19 protein-coding genes are annotated in these 17,837 nt (G+C 74.4%); 8 read left to right on the top strand and 11 right to left on the bottom strand.

The window, feature by feature from the left end; translation table 11 throughout:
* Positions 1 to 235: 235 nt before the first annotated feature.
* Positions 236 to 856, bottom strand: coding sequence for an L-threonylcarbamoyladenylate synthase (locus IE294_RS36920; RefSeq protein WP_189815283.1), 621 nt, complete (start codon positions 854 to 856; stop codon positions 236 to 238).
* A 103-nt stretch (positions 857 to 959) separates the two neighbouring features.
* Between IE294_RS36920 and IE294_RS36915 the strand changes: the two genes are divergently transcribed.
* The 3 genes from IE294_RS36915 (at position 960) to IE294_RS36905 (ending at position 3,768) form a co-directional block, all read left to right on the top strand.
* Positions 960 to 1,433, top strand: a complete 474-nt coding sequence (locus IE294_RS36915; RefSeq protein WP_189893572.1) for a MarR family winged helix-turn-helix transcriptional regulator — start codon at positions 960 to 962, stop codon at positions 1,431 to 1,433.
* 118 nt (positions 1,434 to 1,551) lie between these two features.
* Positions 1,552 to 3,162 (top strand): MFS transporter, encoded by a 1,611-nt coding sequence (locus IE294_RS36910; RefSeq protein ID WP_189893508.1) that lies wholly within the window; start codon positions 1,552 to 1,554, stop codon positions 3,160 to 3,162.
* A 396-nt stretch (positions 3,163 to 3,558) separates the two neighbouring features.
* Positions 3,559 to 3,768, top strand: a complete 210-nt coding sequence (locus IE294_RS36905) for a hypothetical protein (RefSeq protein WP_229917704.1) — start codon at positions 3,559 to 3,561, stop codon at positions 3,766 to 3,768.
* 4 nt (positions 3,769 to 3,772) lie between these two features.
* On the opposite strand, the gene IE294_RS36900 is transcribed toward IE294_RS36905, so the two are convergent.
* Positions 3,773 to 4,246: a hypothetical protein gene (locus tag IE294_RS36900; protein ID WP_189893506.1), complete on the bottom strand. Its 474-nt coding sequence runs from the start codon at positions 4,244 to 4,246 to the stop codon at positions 3,773 to 3,775.
* 342 nt (positions 4,247 to 4,588) lie between these two features.
* On the opposite strand from IE294_RS36900, the gene IE294_RS36895 reads away from it, so the two are divergent.
* Complete coding sequence (locus IE294_RS36895; protein WP_189893504.1) at positions 4,589 to 5,938, top strand: transaminase; 1,350 nt, start codon at positions 4,589 to 4,591, stop codon at positions 5,936 to 5,938.
* 27 nt (positions 5,939 to 5,965) lie between these two features.
* Positions 5,966 to 6,406 (top strand): Lrp/AsnC family transcriptional regulator, encoded by a 441-nt coding sequence (locus IE294_RS36890; RefSeq protein ID WP_189893570.1) that lies wholly within the window; start codon positions 5,966 to 5,968, stop codon positions 6,404 to 6,406.
* A gap of 18 nt (positions 6,407 to 6,424) precedes the next feature.
* Here the strand turns inward: IE294_RS36890 and IE294_RS36885 are convergent, their stop codons facing one another.
* Positions 6,425 to 7,531 carry a PP2C family protein-serine/threonine phosphatase gene (locus IE294_RS36885; RefSeq protein ID WP_189893502.1) on the bottom strand — a complete coding sequence of 369 codons (1,107 nt, stop codon included), beginning with the start codon at positions 7,529 to 7,531 and terminating at the stop codon, positions 6,425 to 6,427.
* A 261-nt stretch (positions 7,532 to 7,792) separates the two neighbouring features.
* Here IE294_RS36885 and IE294_RS36880 point away from each other — a divergent pair, with 261 nt between their 5' ends.
* A complete protein-coding gene (locus tag IE294_RS36880; RefSeq protein ID WP_189893501.1) occupies positions 7,793 to 8,701 on the top strand; it encodes a GNAT family N-acetyltransferase in 909 nt (302 codons plus the stop codon).
* A 69-nt stretch (positions 8,702 to 8,770) separates the two neighbouring features.
* Here the strand turns inward: IE294_RS36880 and IE294_RS36875 are convergent, their stop codons facing one another.
* The 6 genes from IE294_RS36875 to IE294_RS36850 all read right to left on the bottom strand — a co-directional run bounded on the left by IE294_RS36875 (position 8,771) and on the right by IE294_RS36850 (position 14,089).
* Positions 8,771 to 9,658 (bottom strand): Gfo/Idh/MocA family protein, encoded by an 888-nt coding sequence (locus tag IE294_RS36875; protein ID WP_189893500.1) that lies wholly within the window; start codon positions 9,656 to 9,658, stop codon positions 8,771 to 8,773.
* A gap of 35 nt (positions 9,659 to 9,693) precedes the next feature.
* On the bottom strand, positions 9,694 to 10,677 hold the full coding sequence (gene tgmB, locus IE294_RS36870) for an ATP-grasp ribosomal peptide maturase (protein WP_189893499.1): 984 nt from the start codon (positions 10,675 to 10,677) through the stop codon (positions 9,694 to 9,696).
* Between the two features lie 17 nt (positions 10,678 to 10,694).
* Complete coding sequence (gene tgmA, locus IE294_RS36865; RefSeq protein WP_189893498.1) at positions 10,695 to 10,886, bottom strand: putative ATP-grasp-modified RiPP; 192 nt, start codon at positions 10,884 to 10,886, stop codon at positions 10,695 to 10,697.
* A 99-nt stretch (positions 10,887 to 10,985) separates the two neighbouring features.
* Positions 10,986 to 11,822: a fructosamine kinase family protein gene (locus tag IE294_RS36860; protein WP_189893568.1), complete on the bottom strand. Its 837-nt coding sequence runs from the start codon at positions 11,820 to 11,822 to the stop codon at positions 10,986 to 10,988.
* A 273-nt stretch (positions 11,823 to 12,095) separates the two neighbouring features.
* Positions 12,096 to 12,974: an SCO6745 family protein gene (locus IE294_RS36855; protein WP_189893497.1), complete on the bottom strand. Its 879-nt coding sequence runs from the start codon at positions 12,972 to 12,974 to the stop codon at positions 12,096 to 12,098.
* A 113-nt stretch (positions 12,975 to 13,087) separates the two neighbouring features.
* A complete protein-coding gene (locus IE294_RS36850) occupies positions 13,088 to 14,089 on the bottom strand; it encodes a Vgb family protein (RefSeq protein WP_189893496.1) in 1,002 nt (333 codons plus the stop codon).
* Between the two features lie 278 nt (positions 14,090 to 14,367).
* Between IE294_RS36850 and IE294_RS36845 the strand changes: the two genes are divergently transcribed.
* Both IE294_RS36845 and IE294_RS36840 read left to right on the top strand, forming a co-directional pair.
* The gene (locus IE294_RS36845) at positions 14,368 to 14,967 is read left to right on the top strand and encodes a hypothetical protein (protein ID WP_189893494.1); all 600 of its coding nucleotides are present in this window, start codon (positions 14,368 to 14,370) and stop codon (positions 14,965 to 14,967) included.
* Between the two features lie 150 nt (positions 14,968 to 15,117).
* On the top strand, positions 15,118 to 15,789 hold the full coding sequence (locus tag IE294_RS36840; RefSeq protein WP_189893492.1) for a class F sortase: 672 nt from the start codon (positions 15,118 to 15,120) through the stop codon (positions 15,787 to 15,789).
* Between the two features lie 40 nt (positions 15,790 to 15,829).
* Here IE294_RS36840 and IE294_RS36835 read toward each other — a convergent pair whose 3' ends face one another.
* On the bottom strand, positions 15,830 to 16,996 hold the full coding sequence (locus tag IE294_RS36835; protein WP_189893490.1) for a GDSL-type esterase/lipase family protein: 1,167 nt from the start codon (positions 16,994 to 16,996) through the stop codon (positions 15,830 to 15,832).
* Positions 16,997 to 17,044: 48 nt separating this feature from the next.
* Positions 17,045 to 17,617: a TetR/AcrR family transcriptional regulator gene (locus IE294_RS36830; protein WP_189893488.1), complete on the bottom strand. Its 573-nt coding sequence runs from the start codon at positions 17,615 to 17,617 to the stop codon at positions 17,045 to 17,047.
* Positions 17,618 to 17,837: the final 220 nt, after the last annotated feature.

The raw sequence follows: 17,837 nt of genomic DNA, 5'->3' as shown, positions 1-17,837 counted from the left end.
GTGTGCGGTGGGTAGTGCTCGCTTGGTGCCTGTGGTGCCTGTGGTGCCTGTGGTGCCTGTGGTGCCTGTGGTGCCTGTGGTGCCTGTGGTGCCGGGGCCGGAGCCCGCGCTCGCGCGGCTCCTGTGAGTCCGCGTCGCTCGCATACGGCGGCCCGTGCTCACCCGGCCGGGCGGATGTCCCCGGCGCTCGCGTACCGCCCAAGGCGCTCACCGGCTCCGCCCGGTGCCCCCGGGCTCACTCGAAGCGGCTGGTGTCCCCGGCGCCCCGTCGGACGATCTCCGCCTCGCCGCTGGAGAAGTCGACCACCGTCGTCGGCTCGGTGCCGCAGTCACCCGAGTCGACCACGGCGTCCACCACATGGTCGAGCCGGTCCTTGATCTCCCAGCCCTGGGTCAGCGGCTCCTCCTCGTCCGGCAGCAGCAGCGTGCTGGACAGCAGCGGCTCGCCCAGCTCGGCCAGCAGCGCCTGGGTGACCACGTGGTCGGGGATGCGCACGCCCACGGTCTTCTTCTTCGGGTGCTGGAGCATCCGCGGCACCTCGCGGGTGGCCGGCAGGATGAACGTGTAGCTGCCGGGCGTCGACGCCTTCACGGCCCGGAACACGTCGTTGTCCACCCGGACGAACTGTCCGAGCTGCGCGAAGTCCCGGCACATCAGGGTGAAGTGGTGCCGGTGGTCCAGCCGGCGGATGGAGCGGATCCGGTCGATGCCGTCCCGGCTGCCCAGCCGGCAGCCGAGCGCGTAACAGGAGTCGGTCGGGTATGCGATGAGCGCCCCCGAGCGGACCGCGTCGGCGACCTGGCCGATGCTGCGCGGCTGCGGGTTCTCGGGGTGCACGTCGAAGTACTTCGCCATCTGCCGAGCTTATGCCGTCCCCGGGCGCCGGACGGATACCTATGGCCTCATACCTGTTTGACATGGGTATGAAATCATACCTATCGTTGCGGTCGTGTCCTCCCTGCCCGGATCCAGCGCTCCCCAGCGGGACGTCGACCGCGTCGCCCCGGCGCTCGCCGACGCCCTGCCCGCGCTGCACCGGGCCCTGGACCGGCTGGTCGCCCGCGACTACGCCCTCCCCAAGCCGCCCGAGGGCCACCTCAACCTGCTGCGCCACGTCGCCGAGCACGAGGGCGCCACGGTCCGCGAGGCCGCCGACGCCCTGCTGATGAAGCCCAACAACGTCAGCGCGCTGGTCTCCCAGCTCACCGAGCAGGGACTGCTGGAGCGCCGGCAGGACGGCACCGACAAGCGCGTCGTCCGCCTGCATCCGACGGCCGTGGCCCGGCGCCGCCTCGGTGAGGTGCGCGCCCTCCAGGTCTCCCATCTCACGGAGGCACTGCTCTCGCTGACCGAGGGCGAGATGGACGCCCTGGGCTCGGCCCTCGGCGCTCTGCATTCACTGACGCGCGGGCTCCGTTCCGCTGCCCACTGAGCCGTAGCCCCCTGCGGCGCCGGCGCCCGTGCGTGCCGTCGCCGGTCCCCGGGGCGCGGGCCGTCGTGGGTGTTCTCCGCCGTCACCACCACACCCCCGCACCAGACGAGGCTTCTCCATGCCGTCCACCTCCGTGGATCACTCCGCCGTGCCCGCGTCGCCGGCGCCTTCCGCGCCGCCCACGGCGCCGGACACCGCCGCCGCCCGGCGGCGCTCCAACCCCTGGCTCACCCTCTGCGCGGTCGCCTTCGGCCTGTTCATGGTCCAGCTCGACGGCTCCGTCGTCGCCATCGCCAACCCCGAGATCGGCCGCGAACTGCACGCGTCCACCGCCCAGTTGCAGTGGGTGACCAACGCCTACCTGCTCGCCCTCGCCGCCACCCTCATCCTCGGCGGCAAGCTCGGCGACCGGTTCGGCCGGCGTACCTTCTACCTCGCCGGAGTCGCCGGATTCGCGCTCTCCTCCGTCGCCATCGGCCTGTCCGGCTCCATCACGGGCGTCGTCGCCTTCCGCGCGCTCCAGGGAGTCTTCGGCGGCCTGCTCATGCCCAACACCCTCGGCCTGCTGCGGGCGGTGTTCCCGCCGCGCAGGTTCGGCATGGCGGTGGGCATCTGGGCGATGGTCTCGGCCGTCTCCACGGCCCTCGGCCCGATCGCCGGCGGTCTGCTGGTGGAGAACGTGAGCTGGGAGTCCGTGTTCTACATCAACCTGCCCATCGGCGTACTCGCCTGCGCCTTCAGCGCGTTCGTGCTGCCGCAGTCGAAGAATCCGACCGGACACCACCGCTTCGACGTCACCGGGGTCGTCCTGCTCGCCCTCGGCCTGCTGAGCGTCGTGTTCGGTGTCGTCAAGGGCGAGACCTGGGGCTGGGCGTCGGCCGGCACGTGGGGCGCGATCCTCGCGGGTCTGCTCCTCCTCGTCGTCTTCGGCCGCCACGAGACCCGTGTCGAGCACCCGCTGCTGCCGATGCGGCTCTTCCGCAGCCGGGACCTGACGGTCGGTACGGTCATCACCGCCCTCAACTTCTTCGTCATGCTGGGCGTGATCTTCTTCGTCATGCTCTACTTGCAGAACGTGCGCGGCCTGACGCCTGTGCAGGCAGGGGTCCACACCCTCCCGTTGAGCCTCGCCTCGCTCGTCGCCTCCCCGCTCGGCGCCGCCCTGACCGAGCGCTTCGGCGCCCGTTTCTGCATGCCGCTCGGCATGCTGCTCCAGGCGGCGGCCTGCTTCACCATGCTCAGCTGGTCCGGCGACTCCTCGTACGCCACCATGTGGCCGCCGTTCGTCGCGCTCGGCCTCGGCGTCGGCATGGTGCTCTCCGCCTCCTCCGACGCGATCGTCGGCAACGCGCCGGTACGGGACGGCGGTGTGGCCGGCGGACTCCAGGCCACCACCCTCCAGATCGGCGGCGCCCTCGGCACCTCCGTGCTGGTCTCCGTCATCAGCGCCCGTGTCGGCGCCACGCTGCGGACCGAGCTGACCGGCGCGGGCGTGCCGCAGGCCCTGGCCGGAAGGCTGGCCGAGGCCAAGGACGCGGTGGCGATGGGGGTGGCCCCCGTCTCCGGCGCCCTGCCGAACCCCCTCCGGGCGGCCGTGACCGAGGGCAGCGCACGGGCTTTCCTGAACGGCCTGCACACCGCCGCGGTCCTCACCGGCACGCTCTGCGTCCTGGGCGCGGCCCTGGCGGCGGCCGGGATGGGGCGCGGGGGGACCGCCGAGGCGGAGTGAGGGGCGGTACGGCGACGAAGGGGGCGAACGGGGTCGCGCCGGGCGGCCGGGCACCGGGGGAGTTCCGGCGGTGGGCCCGGGTGTGCCGGGCCTGGCCGGACCGGCCCTGGGAATCAGCCGGAGTTCGTCTGCGTACGTCGCGGATTCCGGGGCATCCGACCTCTGAGTCGCCCAGGGCCTTCCCCCCGCCCGGGGCGCGGCGTCTCCGCCGGCGGCCACCCCCCCAGGCCGCCGGCGGAGCCATGTCCGTCGCACCGCCCGGCCGCCCAGGACACCCCGGACCGACGTCATGCTTGTCCGACGGGCGGAAGGCCTCGTTCGGGCGATGGAGTCACCCGACCCGGTGAGCGGACGGTGCGGGGCGTACCGGTGGCGGGTCCCGGGCGTTGCCCCGGCATGAACCGCTTGGACTGGATGGACCGGATGGAGCGCATGGACCGGATGCGCCGGCTGCGCCAGATGGACCGTACCGGGGAACCGATCTACGCCGGGCTCGTCGCGGAGTGGCGGGCGCAGGGGCGGACCGTCCCCGCCGAGCCCGACGCGCTGTGGGCGGCCCTCTCCGGCCGCACCCGCGGCGCCCGGCGCGAGGCCCGGCACCTCTGAGCCGCTACCGGTACTGCCCGCACAGCGGCGTGAGCACCGCCAGCGTGCCGTTGGCCTGTTGCAGTGCCTCCTCCAGGGCGCCGGGCGCGTGCAGCGTGCCGGTGCCGTCGGGCGGCACGAGCCACTCCAAGGAGCGCGCGGGCCGGTAGGGCGGCGGCGCGGTGACCCAGGAGCCCTTGGTCGCGTACCGCAGCCCGGCGCCGATCCAGCCGCCGGACGGGTCCGGGGGGAGGAAGAACCCGACCCGCCCCGCCGCCGTGTCCACCAGCGTCGGCCCCGGCACCGGCAGGCCGGGCCGCCACAGCAGGTCCAGGGTGAGCAGTCCCAGCCGGTCGGGGACGCTCAGCACGTCCCAGAAGCGGCCCGCCTCCAGCAGTGCGATGCCCTCGCCGTGGTCCCATTCCCATTTGCAGGCGCGCGGGTCGGCCGACGCCGCCGCCAGCCACTCCACGCCCCGCGTCCACATCGTGTTCGTCATGCACTGCTCCGGATGTCCTCGCTCGCCTGCCCGAGCGCAGGGAACGGCCGTGACCGGGCACATCGTGCGTTCGCACGCCAACCCGGCATATGCATGGTTGTAGATATTTCTATGTGGCGGAAGGGGTGGCGCGCCCTGGCGTTTGAGGCGGGACGTTCGAACCCCGCGCGCCGGTTCGTCAGTCGAGACACGGGGACGCGTCACCCGTCCGGGGGACGGAGCGGACTCGCTGCGCACAATTCGTGCGTCATCGCAATTGAATCGAGCGTCACCTCTTGAGATCTGCATCGTTTCCGTCGTACGTTCACGGCATTCCTTCCCCGTCTCTGTTCGAGGTGTCCCATGGACCGCACCCGTCTGCCCGCCCTCCTGGCCCGCGAGAGCGCCGAGGCCGAACGCCGCAACCCGCGCTCCCGGGCGGCGTACGCGCGCGCCGACCACCTCTTCGGCCGGGTGCCGATGACCTGGATGAACAAGACCGCCGGTGCCTTTCCGCGCTACCTGGCCGGGGCGCGCGGCGCCCGGGTCACCGACGTCGACGGGCACGCGTACATCGACTTCTGCCTCGGCGACACCGGCGCGATGGCCGGCCACTCACCCGCCCCCGTCACCGAGGCGGTGCACCACCGGTACGCCGAACTGGGCGGGGCCACCGCCATGCTGCCCACCGAGGACGCCGAGTGGGTCGGCGCCGAACTGACCCGGCGCTTCGGCCTGGCCCGCTGGAGCTTCTCGCTCACCGCCACCGACGCCAACCGCTGGGCGATCCGGCTCGCCCGGGCGGTCACCGGCCGGCCGAAGATCCTCGTCAACAGCTACTGCTACCACGGCAGCGTGGACGAGTCGCTGATCGTCACCGGCCCGGACGGCACCGGCACCGCCCGCCCCGGCAACGTCGGCGCGCCCTGCGACGTGACGCTGACCAGCAGGGTCGCCGAGTTCAACGACCTCGCCGGGCTGGAGCGCGAGCTGGCCCACGGTGACGTCGCCGCCGTACTGATGGAGCCCGCCCTCACCAACATCGGCATCGTGCTGCCCGAACCCGGCTACCTCACCGGCGTCCGCGAGCTGACCCGGCGGTACGGTGCCCTGCTCATCAACGACGAGACGCACACCTTCTCCGCCGGGCCCGGCGGCTGCACGGCCGCCTGGGACCTGGAACCCGACCTGCTCACCATCGGCAAGGCGATCGGCGGCGGCATCCCGGCCGGCGCCTACGGGCTCTCCGCCGAACTCGCCGACCGGCTGCTCGGCCGCACCGACCTGGATCTCGTCGACATGGGCGGCGTCGGCGGCACCCTCGCGGGCAACGCGCTGTCGGTCGCGGCCACCCGCGCCACCCTGGAGCACGTGCTGACCGACGAGGCGTTCGCCCGGATGGCGACCCTCGCCGAGCGGTTCGAGGCGGGTGTCCGGGCGGGGATCGAGGCCCACCGGCTGCCCTGGTCGGTCAGCCGGCTCGGCGCCCGCACCGAGTACCGCTTCACCTCCCCGGCCCCCCGCACCGGCACCGAGTCCGCGGCGGCCTCCGACCCGGAGCTGGAGGACTTCCTGCACCTCTACCTCGCCAACCGGGGCATCCTGCTGACCCCGTTCCACAACATGGCGCTGATGTGCCCGGACACCACCGAGCGGGACGTCGACACCCACACCGAGGTGTTCGCCGCCGCGCTCGCCGAACTGGCCGCCTGAGGAAGGGAGCCGGACGGGATGAAGGACATGGACGACATCGACCGGGCCATCCTGCGCGAACTCCAGACCGACGGCCGTATCGCCTACGCCGACCTCGGCCCCAAGGTCGGGCTGTCCGCCTCGGCGGCCCGGCAGCGGCTGCAACGGCTGCTGGACTCCAGGACGGTCCAGGTGGTCGGCGTCACCGACCCGATGGCCATGGGCGGACAGGCCATGGCCCTGCTCGGCATCGGCGTCGACGGCGACCCCCGGACCGTCGCCGACACCCTCGCCGAGCGCCCCGAGGTCGTCTACTCGGTGCTCACCTCCGGCGGTTTCGACCTCTTCGCCGAGGTGGTCGCGCCCGGCCCGAAGGCGCTGCTCGACTTCGTCAACGACGTGGTGCGCCCCATCGAGGGCGTCCGCGAGATCCGGTCCTTCCCGTACTTCGGCATCCACACCCACCGCTTCCTGTGGGACGTGGGCTGACCGGCGGGGACGACGAGGTCAGGCGGCGGGCAGCCCGGGCATCAGCACCAGCATGGTGACGTCGTCGCGGATCGCGTAGCGCCGCCGGGCCAGGTCCGCCCACACCGCGCCGGGCAGCTCGGCGGACGGGGTGCCGGACAGGGCGGCCAGCCGCTCCGGCAGCGGGTAGAAGGCGCCGGTGCCGTCCCGCGCCTCCCACACGCCGTCGGAGGCCAGGAACAGCCGGTCGCCCGGTCCGAGCGCCTCGGTGGCCTCCTTCGGCGGATCGACCCCCAGGAGCCCGATGCCCAGCGGCGGACCGGGCGCGACGGTCACCTCCCGGGCCTGTCCCTCGTGCAGCAGGACCGGCACCGGATGACCGCAGGCCACCAGCCGGACCGCGGCCGTGTCCGCCGCGAACTCCAGCAGCAGGGCCGTCGCGAACAGCTCCCCGTCCCGGACGTCCGCCGTGTCCGCCGCGAGCCGGCGGTCCAGCCGGGCGGCCACCGACTCCAGGTCCGGCTGGTCCAGGGCGGCCTCCCGGAACGCCCCCAGCAGCGACACCACCGTCGCGACCGCGGCCAGCCCGTGCCCCCGCACGTCACCCATCACCGCGCGCACGCCGCACGGCCCCTTCCGCACGTCGAAGAAGTCGCCGCCCACCAGCGTCCCGTCCTGCGCGGCCCGGTAGAAGGACACGCACCCGACCCGCCCGACCCGGTCCGGCAGCGGGGGCAGCACGGCCCGCTGCACCGCCTCGCCGATCGCCCGCTCGGTGTCGAGCTGGGCGTCCCGGTGGCTGCGCACATACGACACGAACACGCTCAGCGCGGCCACGAACGCGATGGTGAGCACATCCGTGTTGCCGGGGAGGTTCAGATGGGTGGCCGGGACGTTCAGCACCACGATCGCGCCCACACCGAGCAGACCGGTCATCACCGGGCCGTAGGACAGGACCGCCAGCGGCGGGATGGCGCCCAGCAGGAAGCCGAGATCGCGCGCGTGCGACGTGACCAGCGTGGCCGAGCCGACGGCCGCGAGCAGCAGCACGGGCAGCACGCGGACCCACCACGGCGGCGGCGCACCCCGCAGCCAGCCCCGATCCTCCCGGTCCCCGCGCGGCGACCGGCCGCGCACCGATTCCACATCCCCAAGTTACGCCGCTCCCGGCGCACCGCGCCGCGCGGACGAACCCGCGGCAGGCCGCGCGGGGACGCCCCTCGAAAAGGGGTGGACCCCGGTCGGCCGAACCCCTAGCCTGTGATCATCACGCCCGAGACGGACGGACGAAGGAGGCGAGTGTCATGTGGACCACCACCATCCAGCGCTCCCCCCTCCCCGTGCCGCGGGCGTGTCACGTCTGATCCGACCGGGAGCGCGCACACCGTACGCATCCCGGAGGATTCCTTGACCGACGTGGTCATCCGCACGCTCGACGAGAGCAGTGCCCACCTTTTCCGCACCATGCCCGACCCGCTCGCGCTGAGCGAGAAGCACCGCGGCACCCACTACCGCCCCGACTGGCAGCGCATCGCCCTGCGTGACGGCCGTACCGTGGCGCGCGCCGCCTGGTGGGGCCGCCCCGAGGACCCCGAGCCACTCGTGATCAACTGGTTCGACGTCGCCGAGGGCGAGGAGGAGGCGGGTGCCGAGCTGCTGCGGACGGCGCCCTGGACAACACCCGAACTCGAACTCGACCTGCCCGCCGGCTGGAGCGACGACCCGCTGCGACGGGGCGCGGTGGCCGTCCGGGAGAGTGCAGCGCGCCAGGCCGGCTACACCCCCCTGGTGCAGCGCTTCCTCTACCGCTGGACCCCGGACCGGGGACTGCCCGAGCGGCCCGGACGACTCCTGTTCACCGCCGAACCGGACGACGACGTGTTCCTCGACCTGCTGCGCCGCATCAACTCCGGCACGCTCGACGCGCACGCCCGCCGGGCCATCGAGCGGGGAGGCGTGGACCAGGCGGCCCGGGAGGACCTGGAGATCCTGCGCTGGTTCCCGTCACCGCGCGAGTGGTGGCAGATCGCGCGCACCCCGGAGGGCGACCCGGTCGGCATCCACATCCCGGCGCGCAACCCCGGCGGGCCGTGCGTGGCCTTCATCGGCGTGGTGCCGGAGCACCGGGGCCACGGCTACGCCTACGACCTGCTCGTCGAGTGCACCCACTTCCTGGTCGGACAGGGCGCCGAGTTCGTCGCCGCCGCCACCGACCAGGGCAACGTCCCGATGGCCGCGCACTTCACCAAGGCCGGCTATCCCGTCGTACGGGAACGCGTCAACTACTGGAGCGACCACGAGGCCACGGCCGGGTGACGCGCTGAGGGCGCGGTGACCCGCGGCGCCGGGGAGCGGGACCGGCCCCCTGCCCGGCGCCGCGGCCGGTCATTCCCCGCCGTCCGCCAGCCGTGCCTCCGCCGTGGCCAGGATCTCGGTGACCCGGAGGCCGAACGCGGCGTCGCAGGGGTGCGGCCGGCCCGTGCCGGCCGCCCGCACCAGCGCGTCGGCGGCCCGGGAGAGCGCGGGGACCGCTCCCTCGGAACTCCCCGGCAGGAGCGTCACACCCGCCTCGCCGCGCAGTTCCACGTCGGCCCCGGCCGCCGCCGGCGGGGCGGTCAGGCTCAGCGTGAGGGTGCTCGACGCGCCGGTGGAGTGGTCGAGCACCAGGTGCACGGTGTCCGCGGGGCCGTGCGCCGCCGCCACGACCTGCCGTACGTCGCCGAGGACCGGCAGCAGCACCGACAGGGCGTGCGGGCCGACGTCCCACAGCGCGCCCTTCTCCCGCCGCCACGGCGAGGCCGCGAACGGGCTGTCGCTCGTGAACACCGCCCCCAGCCACTGCGCCCGCGCCGTGAACCAGCCCGCCACGGCCGCCTGTTCGTCGATCCAGGCCTCCGGCTCCTTCTGGAAGCGCGCGGTGAAGAACACCACCGACGCCACCCCGGCCTTCTCCACCGCCTCCACGACGGCCCGCCCCTCGGCGACCGTCACCGCCAGCGGCTTGTCCAGCAGCAGATGGCGGCCCGCCTGTGCCGCCCGCACCGCCAACTCGGCCTGCACGGACGGCGGCAGGGCAACCGCCACCGCGTCCACGTCGGCCAGCAGCGCGTCCACGTCGGCGTACGCGGCGACGCCGTACTGCTCCGCGAGCTCCGTGGCCGCCTCCGGCCGGCGCCCCCACACCCCGGCGAACTCCAGGCCGGTGTGCCCGGCGAGGGCGGGGGCGTAAGCCGCCTTGGCCCACGGGCCCGTTCCCAGCAGTCCGATGCGCATGTCGCGTTCCTTTCTCCGAGCCGATCCCGGCACCCTCACGATGCCGTGCTCCGGTCGCCGTCCGCGCTCCCGCGGCCGGCACCGCCTTCTTCGGCCAGCCACTGGGCGATGGTCGCGGCGATGGGCTGACCGGTGTCCATCTCCACGAAGCCGAACTGGCCGGACTGGTTGCACTCCAGGAACCACCAGATCCCGTCGGCGTCCTCGGCGAAGTCGAAGGCGCCGTACGCCAGTTCCGCGCCCGCCATGTAACGCAGCACGCCCTCGGCGACCCGCGGCGGCACCTCGGCGGGCAGCCAGGGGGAGACCGACGGGGCGAAGCGGACGTCCACGTCGTCCGGATGGGCGTCCGGGTCGGCGGGCTTGCGCGCGGCCAGCAGTGTGTCGCCGACGACGGTGAGCCGGATGTCGGCCCGCTTGGCGATCCGCCGTTGCAGCAGGGTCGGGCCGAAGGCGACCGCCGTGAAGTCGGCGTCCGGCGCGACCCGGCTGGTCGGCACCGCCCTGGGCGGCTCCTGCGGGTGCGCCCCGGAGACCGGCTTGACCACCAGGTCCGGGAAGCGCTCCGCGAACTCCCGCGCCGCCTGGGGGAACGTCGTGATGAGGGTGGCCGGCACCGCGAGGCCGCTGTGCTGGGCCAGATGCAGCTGCCAGGGCTTGTGCCGGGCCCGGCGCGCGGCGTCCGGGTGGTTCATCCAGCGGGCGTCGGTGCAGCGCAGCATGCCGTACAGCGCCTGCGACGACTCCTCGGTCAGCCAGGCGGACGGATGGGCGGCGCGGGCGGCCGGGTCGCCCGGCCTGCGCACCCAGACGGAGCGCAGGCCGTTCATGCTCACCAGGCGCCCGCCGACGGACAGATGTCCCCGGCAGGCGCCTCGTACGTACTCGCCCGACAGCGCCACCCCGTTGGTGAGGTCGGCGGGGTCGAGCCGGACGACGGGAACGCCCGCCTCGCCCAGCCGGAGGACCACCATGTCCGCCGTCACGTCTTCTTCACTGGTCAGGATGAGCACGGTCATCTGTGGAAGCCCGCGGTTCAGTCGTCGAAGTGCGTCTTGGAACCGGCGGTCGAGGTCGTGGTCCCGAGTGCTCTGAGGGTCGCGTGGTCGGTGGCGGCGATCCGCCCGTCCGGGAGGACGTTCAATTGCAGTCCGGAGTCGTACGCATACGGAGCGATGACGTCCAACTGCACTGCGGGCCGCGCGTAGTTGAGCGTGAACGGTTGCATGGTCTCTCCCTGATTCGGCTTTCACGTCCTTATACGAGTCGAACGGGTGATTGGTTTCCTTACGGTGAGTGAGCACCCTTCGGAGGGGTTCCTTCCGGGTCATCGCGCGAGCGCGCCGCGTGCCGCCGCCAGCGCCTGTTCGGCGTATCCCCGCCCGAACAGCACCGCGTGCACCAGCAGCGGAAAGAGCTGGTGCAGGCCGACCCGGTCCCGCCAGCCGTCGGCCAGGGGTGCCGCCCGCCGATAGCCGGCGAGCACCCGGTCCAGGTACGGGCAGCCGAACAGATGGAGCATCGCCAGGTCGGTCTCCCGGTGCCCGCCGTGCGCGGCCGGGTCGATCAGCCGGACCTCGCCGTCGGCGCCCCACAGCACGTTCCCGTTCCACAGGTCGCCGTGCAGCCGGGCGGGCGGCTCGGCCGGCCCCGCCAGCTCCGGCAGCCGTGCGCAGACCCGCTCGAACACCGCCGCCTCGTCCGGCCGGAGCGTGCCGCGGTCGACCGCGCCGCGCACATACGGCAGCACGCGGTGCTCGGCGTACCAGCGGGGCCAGTCGGTACCCGGTGCGTTGCGCAGGGGGGCGAGGCCGATGCAGGCGTCCTCGGGCCCGTCGGGCGGCGGTGCCCCGAAGTGGGGTGCGCCGGCCGCGTGCAGCGCGGCGAGGGCCCGGCCGAAACGCAGCGCCGCCCCGGGATCCGGAGCGCCGGTGGGCACCCGCTCGGTCACCATCCAGTGCTCGTCGTGCCCGAGCACCGCCGGCACCCGGACCGCGTCCGCCGCGGCCAGCCAGCGCAGCCCCGCCACCTCGGCGCGCACCGCCCCGGGGCCGTCGCCACGCTTGACCATCACCGGGGTCCCGCCGTCCAGCAGCACTTCGGCGGGCGAGCCCGACGACCGCCGGGCCCGGCTCACCGGGCGCCCGGTGAGCCGGGCCGCCACCTGTCCTGGATCCTCGTCCCGGTTGACCACGGTCCCCAGCGTACGACCCGTGATCCAGGCCGCTCACCTGGCACTTCAACCGTCGACACGACTGTTCTCAGTCACACTCAGGCGGTCGCTGCCCGTGCTGGTCCGGCACGGCCGCCGTGCGGGTGCCGCGGCGCCACGCCGGGGGCTCGCGGGTGCCGAGGCCGAATCCGCACCCGCATCGCCCCGCGGTTTCCGCTCGCCCTCCCGCCGGGGCGCGTCCCCGGCCCGGCGCCCGGAGCCCCCTCAGCGGCCGACGGGGTACGTCACCCGGGTCAGCCCCACCGGATTCCCGGCCGGCAGCAGGCCCGAGTCCCCGACCGTGCGGGCCAGCGGCTCCAGCAGCGCGGCCAGCCGCCCGCTCCGTTCGGCGCCCAGCGCGGCCCACGGTCCCTCGGCCGCCGCGTCGGTGAGCGCCTCGGCCTGGGCACGCAGGGCCGCGCCCGCCGGCGTCAGCGTGCCGTCCGCCGTGAGCCGGCCGTCCGCGCGCAGCCTGCCCACGGCCGCCGCCCACTCGTCCTGCGGCCACTTCCGGGTCTCGCGCAGGAAGGCCCCGTCGGACTCGCCGGCCGCCGCCTTGAGCACCATGGCCTCCACCGGTCCGAGCCCCAGGCCGACCAGCACCGCCACATGGGAGTCGCCCCGCTGCTCGCGCAGGGTCGTCAGGGCCTGCCACAGACGGGCGGTCGGCTTGGCCGGCCGTTCCAGCGCCTGATTGGCGGCGCCCAGCACCCGGCCCGCGGTGTCCGCGCCCGCGGCGGCCTCCCAGGCGAGGTCCGCGGCCTGCGTGAACGCGGCGGAGCCGACGGTGTCCGCCCCGAACAGGCGGGTCATCGCCGCGTCCATCGCCTCCAGCCGGGCCGTCAGCGCCTCCGCCGGGGTGGTGTACGACCAGGCGTCCGGCAGCGCCCGGGTCACCCGGGCCGGGTGGAAGACGTAGAAGCAGCTCGTCACCACGGCTGGGGCCGCGGCGCCGAGCGGGGCGGCGCGCAGCGCGAAGTAGCCCATCCAGAACCCGCGCAGCCCGAGCCCCTCCGCGGCCCGGCGTGCCTCCGGTGCGAAGTACACGAGACTGTGCACCGGCTCGTACCGCTCCCACAGGGCCCGCGCCATCCCGTCCGCCACTGCTTCCTCCCACCGCCGTCGGCCTCGACGTGCTGTCGGCACCAGCCTGCGTTATGACAGCGGTCATAACAAGAGGGCGGCGGGCCGGGAGGGAGGAGGGCGGCCGGGACGGCTCACCGGGCGGGCACCCGGATCCGGCCGATGGCGTTGCCGAGCAGCTCGGTGAACCACACGGCCCCGCCGGGTCCGGCCGTCAGCCGCAGCGGCACCTTCTCGCCGCCGTCCGGCACCGGGAAGGTGGTGACGGTGCCGGTCGCGGTGATCCGGCCGACGCGGCCGGCCTGGTCGGCGTACCAGACCTGTCCGTCCGGCCCGCGCGTGATGCCGCCGGGCAGGCTGTCCGGGCCGGGCAGCGGGAACCGGGTGACGTGCCCGGTGTGGTCGACGCGGACCACCGCATGCCCGCCGGACGCGGTGAGCCACATGCCGCCCGGCCCGGCGACGATGCCGCCCGGGAAACCGGAGGCCCCGCCGGGCAGCGGGAACTCGGTCAGCTGTCCGGCCGGGGTGATCCGCCCGACCTTGCCGCCGCTCAGCTCGGTGAACCACAGCGCGCCGTCGCCGCCCGCCGCGATGGAGTGGGGGGAGGCGTCCGGCGTGGGCACCGGGTACTCGGTGATCCGCCCCGCGGTCGTGATGCGGCCGATCCGGTTCCCGGTCGCCTCGGTGAACCACAGCGCCCCGTCCGGGCCGGGCGCGATCCCGTCCGGGCCGCTGCCGGCCGCCGGCAGCGGGAACTCGGTGAGCCGTCCGGCGGGGGTGACGCGGCCGATCCGCCCGGCGGTGGTCTCGGTGAACCACAGGGCGCGGTCCGGTCCCTGGACGATCTCGGCCGGGCCGGTGTCCGGGCCCGAGGTCGGGATGTCGGTGACCGTGCCGTCGGCCGCCATCCGCCCGATCCGTCCGGCGCCGTGCTCCGCGAACCACAGCGCGCCGTCCGGACCGGCGGTGATGCCGACGGGAGCGGCACCGGCCGTCGTGGTCACCGGATACTCCGTCACGGTGTCCGCCCCCGCGCGGGCGGGCGCGGCGGCGGCGGTGACGGCGAGCAGAGCACCGGCCCACGCGGCGGCCGGCCACCGGACCCGTCGCCCGTACCGGGGGTTCGTCGGCATGGAGTGCCTCCTTCGGGCGGCGCTGCACAGGGAGGGGGTGAGGGCGTTCCCGGCTGCCGTACGACGCGCCCACCCCGGCAGGCGTGGACCGCGTCGGCGATTGACCCGGACGAGGGGCCCCGGAGCCGGTGCGCTGGGGCAGACGGGTGGCGTGGTGACCCGGCTGGGCGGCCCGGATGGTGGGAGCCAGGGGCCTCACTGACGGTGGTTCATGTCGGGGCCGGGTCCATCCAGCTGATGAGGTATCCGCTGCCCGGTCACGGCGGAAGGACATCACTATGCGCTCTGCCCGCATGCTCCTGGCAACGGCGGCTGCCGCCGCCGCCCTATCCTTCGCCACACCCGGCGCCGCGTTCGCGGTAGCGGCCGGGCACGACGGCGGCGGCCGGGGCGGCTCCTCGTACAGCAAGGAGCAGGACAGCGAGTCCGACGAGGACGAGGGATCCGGCAACGAACAGGACAAGGACTACGGCAACAGGCGCGGCGGCGGTGGGGAACACGACGGGCCGCGCGGCGGAATGCACACGGGTGGCGGAGCCCTCGCCACGGTGCGCAGCCAGGACTGGGGCTCCAGCGGCGACAGCCGGTTCGACCCCGAGAGCTACCGCGACAAGGACGAGGACGAGGGCGGGGGCGACAACGGCGACAAGGGCGACAACGGCGACAAGGGCGACCGAGGTGAGAAGGGCGACCGGGGCGAGAAGGGCGAGAAGGGCGACTGGGGTGGCGACCGCGACAAGCCGCGCGGTGGCATGCACACCGGCGGCGGCGCGCTCGCCACGCCCGGTACCACCGCGGGCGGCCTCGCCGTCCTGGCCGTAGGCGCCACCGGTGCCTACGCACTGCGCCGCAAGAAGGCCGCCCAGCCGGCGTCCTGACGGGCCGTACGTCCCAGGGGCTGCGGACGCCGCCGGCGCGCCCCCGCGCCGGCGGCCCGCGCCCCCTGCGCCCCGCCCGGGACGCCGGTCCCGGCGCCGTCTTCCCCGCCCTGATCCCCGTGCTGCCGTGCCCGAGTGAGGTGGTGTCCGATGGCAGCAGATCCCTCTTCCCCGACCCCGTCAGGACCGGCGGCGGACGAGCAGCGCGCCGGCTACGGCGGGCGGCTGACGCTGTGGGGTGTGGCGGCCGTCTTCCTCGCCGTCAGCATGTTCGGCGGTCACCAGCAGCCGGACGACAAGCCGGAGGCGCACCGGGCCTCGGGCACCGGTGCCCCGCCGGCGACCGACTCCTGGCAGGCCGACGACGCGCTGCCGAGGTCCGCACCGACCCGGCTGCGCATCCCGAAGATCTCCGTGGACGCCCCCTTCACCTCCCTGGCGCTCGGCGACTCGGGCCAGTTGGAGCCGCCGCCCGCCGCCGACACCAATCTCGTCGGCTGGTACGCCGAGGGTGCCGCGCCCGGCGAGCGGGGCACCGCGATCATCGCCGGACACGTCGACACGGTGACCTCGCCGGCCGTCTTCGCCAACCTCGACGAGCTGGAGCCCGGCGACCGGTTCTCGGTGCAGCGGGCCGACGGGCGCACGGCGGACTTCGTCGTGGACAGCGCCGAGACCTTCGCCAAGGACGACTTCCCCAGCGAACGGGTGTACGCCGACGCGTCGCGCCCCGAGGCCCGGCTCATCACCTGCGCCGGGGACTACGACCGGACGGTGCGGGACTACACCGACAACCTGGTGGTCTTCGCGCACCTGGTGTGAGGGGGTTCCGGGCGCGAGCCGGGGCACCGGCCCCCTCCGGTCAGGCGGTGCGCTCCGCGAAGGGCCCGTCCCCGGCGAACGCCAGCGCCGCGAACCGCTCGCCGATGCGGCGGTGTCCGGCGGCGTCGGGGTGGAGGCCGTCGGGCAGCGGCAGCTCGGCGAAGTCGGCCTCCCCGTACAGCTCGCGGCCGTCCAGGTGGTGCAGGGCCGGGTCCCCGGCCGCCCGCTCGTGCACGATCCGGGCCAGCTCCTGCCGGACGACCCCCAGGGTGAGCTTCCCGGCCGCCCGCTCGGCCGGATCCCCGGCGGCCTGGTACCGCAGGCGCCCCTCGGCCAGGGCGGTCAGGTCCATGACGGTGGGACCGGGCGTGTCCTCGTGCAGCGGGCACAGGACCGGCGACACGACGAGCAGCGGGGTGTCGGGGTGGCCCTCGCGGACGGTGTCGAGGAATCCGTGCACGGCGGGGCCGAAGGCGCGCAGCCGCATCAGGTCGGTGTTGACCAGGTTGATGCCCAGTTTGACGCTGATCAGATCGGCGGGCGTGTCGCGCAGCGTCCGGGCGGTGAACGGGTCGAGCAGCGCGCTGCCGCCGAGCCCGAGGTTGATCAGCTCCACTGCGCCCAGGGACGCGGCGAGCGCCGGCCAGGTGGTGGTGGGGCTCGCCGCGTCCGAGCCGTGGCTGATCGAGCTGCCGTGGTGCAGCCACACCCGGCGGCCCCGGTCCGGCACGGGCTCGACGGGGGCGTCGGCGCGCAGCGCGACCAGCTCGGTCGTCTCGTTGTGCGGCAGCCAGATCTCCACGTCCTTGACGGTGTCCGGGAGGCCGGTGAAGCGCACGGTGCCCACCGGGCCGGGCCGGTGCCGGGCGGTGCCGGTGCCCAGGTCGATGGTGAGGCTGTTGCCCTCGGTGAGGGAGGCGCTGCCGGCCGGGCGTCCGTCGACGAGCAGGTCGTACACGCCGTCCGGGCGCGGCGGTGCGCCGACGTAGACCCGCTTGGTCGGCAGGGTGTCCAGCTCGACGGTGGTGGCGCGGGTGCGCAGGGCCAGCCGTACGCCGGAGGGCTGGGACTCCACCAGGGCCAGCTGCGGGTCGGCGCACTGGGCCCGGGCCCGGGCGGGCAGCCGGTGCGGCAGCAGGCCGTGCGCGGTGCGCTCCAGTTCGAGGGCACCGCGTATCAGGCCGGCGGTGAGGGGGATGGTGAGCATCGTGTCTGCCTGTGTTTGGAGGGGAGCGCCGTGGGGAAGCCGTGCGGTTCAGGGCTGGGCGGGCCAGGTGCGCAGCAGGGAGTCGAGGGCGTCCAGGATCCGGGTCCACGACTCCTGCGAGTCGGGCGCGCTGTGGCTGAAGCCGCCGGCCGTCTCCAGGCTGACGTAGCCGTGGAAGACGCTGCCGAGGAGGCGGACCGCGTGGGTCTGGTCCGGCTCGGTCAGGTCGTAACCGCGCAGGATCGCCCGGGTGAGCTGTGCGATCCGCACGCCCGCGCTGCCGGCCGCCGTCTCGGCGTCCAGCGGGTGGCGGGCCGCCGCGTAGCGGCCGGGGTGCGCGCGGGCGTAGTCGCGGTAGACGTTCGCGAAGGCGCCGAGGGCGTCCTTGCCGGACCGGCCGGCCAGGGCCTCGGCGGCACGGTCGGCCAGCTCCGCGAGGGCGAGCAGCGCGATCCGGGTCTTGAGGTCCTGCGAGTTCCTCAGGTGCGAGTACAGGCTCGCGACCTTGACGTCGAACCGCCGGGCCACCGCGGACACCGTCACCTGGTCGAAGCCGACCTCGTCGGCCAGCTCCGCGCCGGCCCGCACCAGGCGTTCGGTGGTCAGCCCCGCACGCGCCATCACTGTCTCTCCCGTCTGTCGAAAGCCATTATGCAATTGCCTAAAAGCTTTAGGCAAGTAGGAACTTCGCTTAGGCCGGCTCAGCCGCCCGTCCTGCGGCTTGTGCCTGGGAGGGCACAATGGAACGCTTCGGTCCGCCGGTCGTGAGCACGGCAGGCGACGGCCGTGGCGGACCGGCGTGGTCGGCCCCCGGTGCGCGAGCGTACGGAGGGCCGCGAGG

It is taken from the genome of Streptomyces canarius (assembly GCF_014650735.1).
In the GTDB taxonomy this organism is placed as follows: domain Bacteria; phylum Actinomycetota; class Actinomycetes; order Streptomycetales; family Streptomycetaceae; genus Streptomyces; species Streptomyces olivaceoviridis.
Note: the sequence above shows the minus strand (reverse complement) of the source record. Positions and strands in the feature narration are given on the sequence as shown.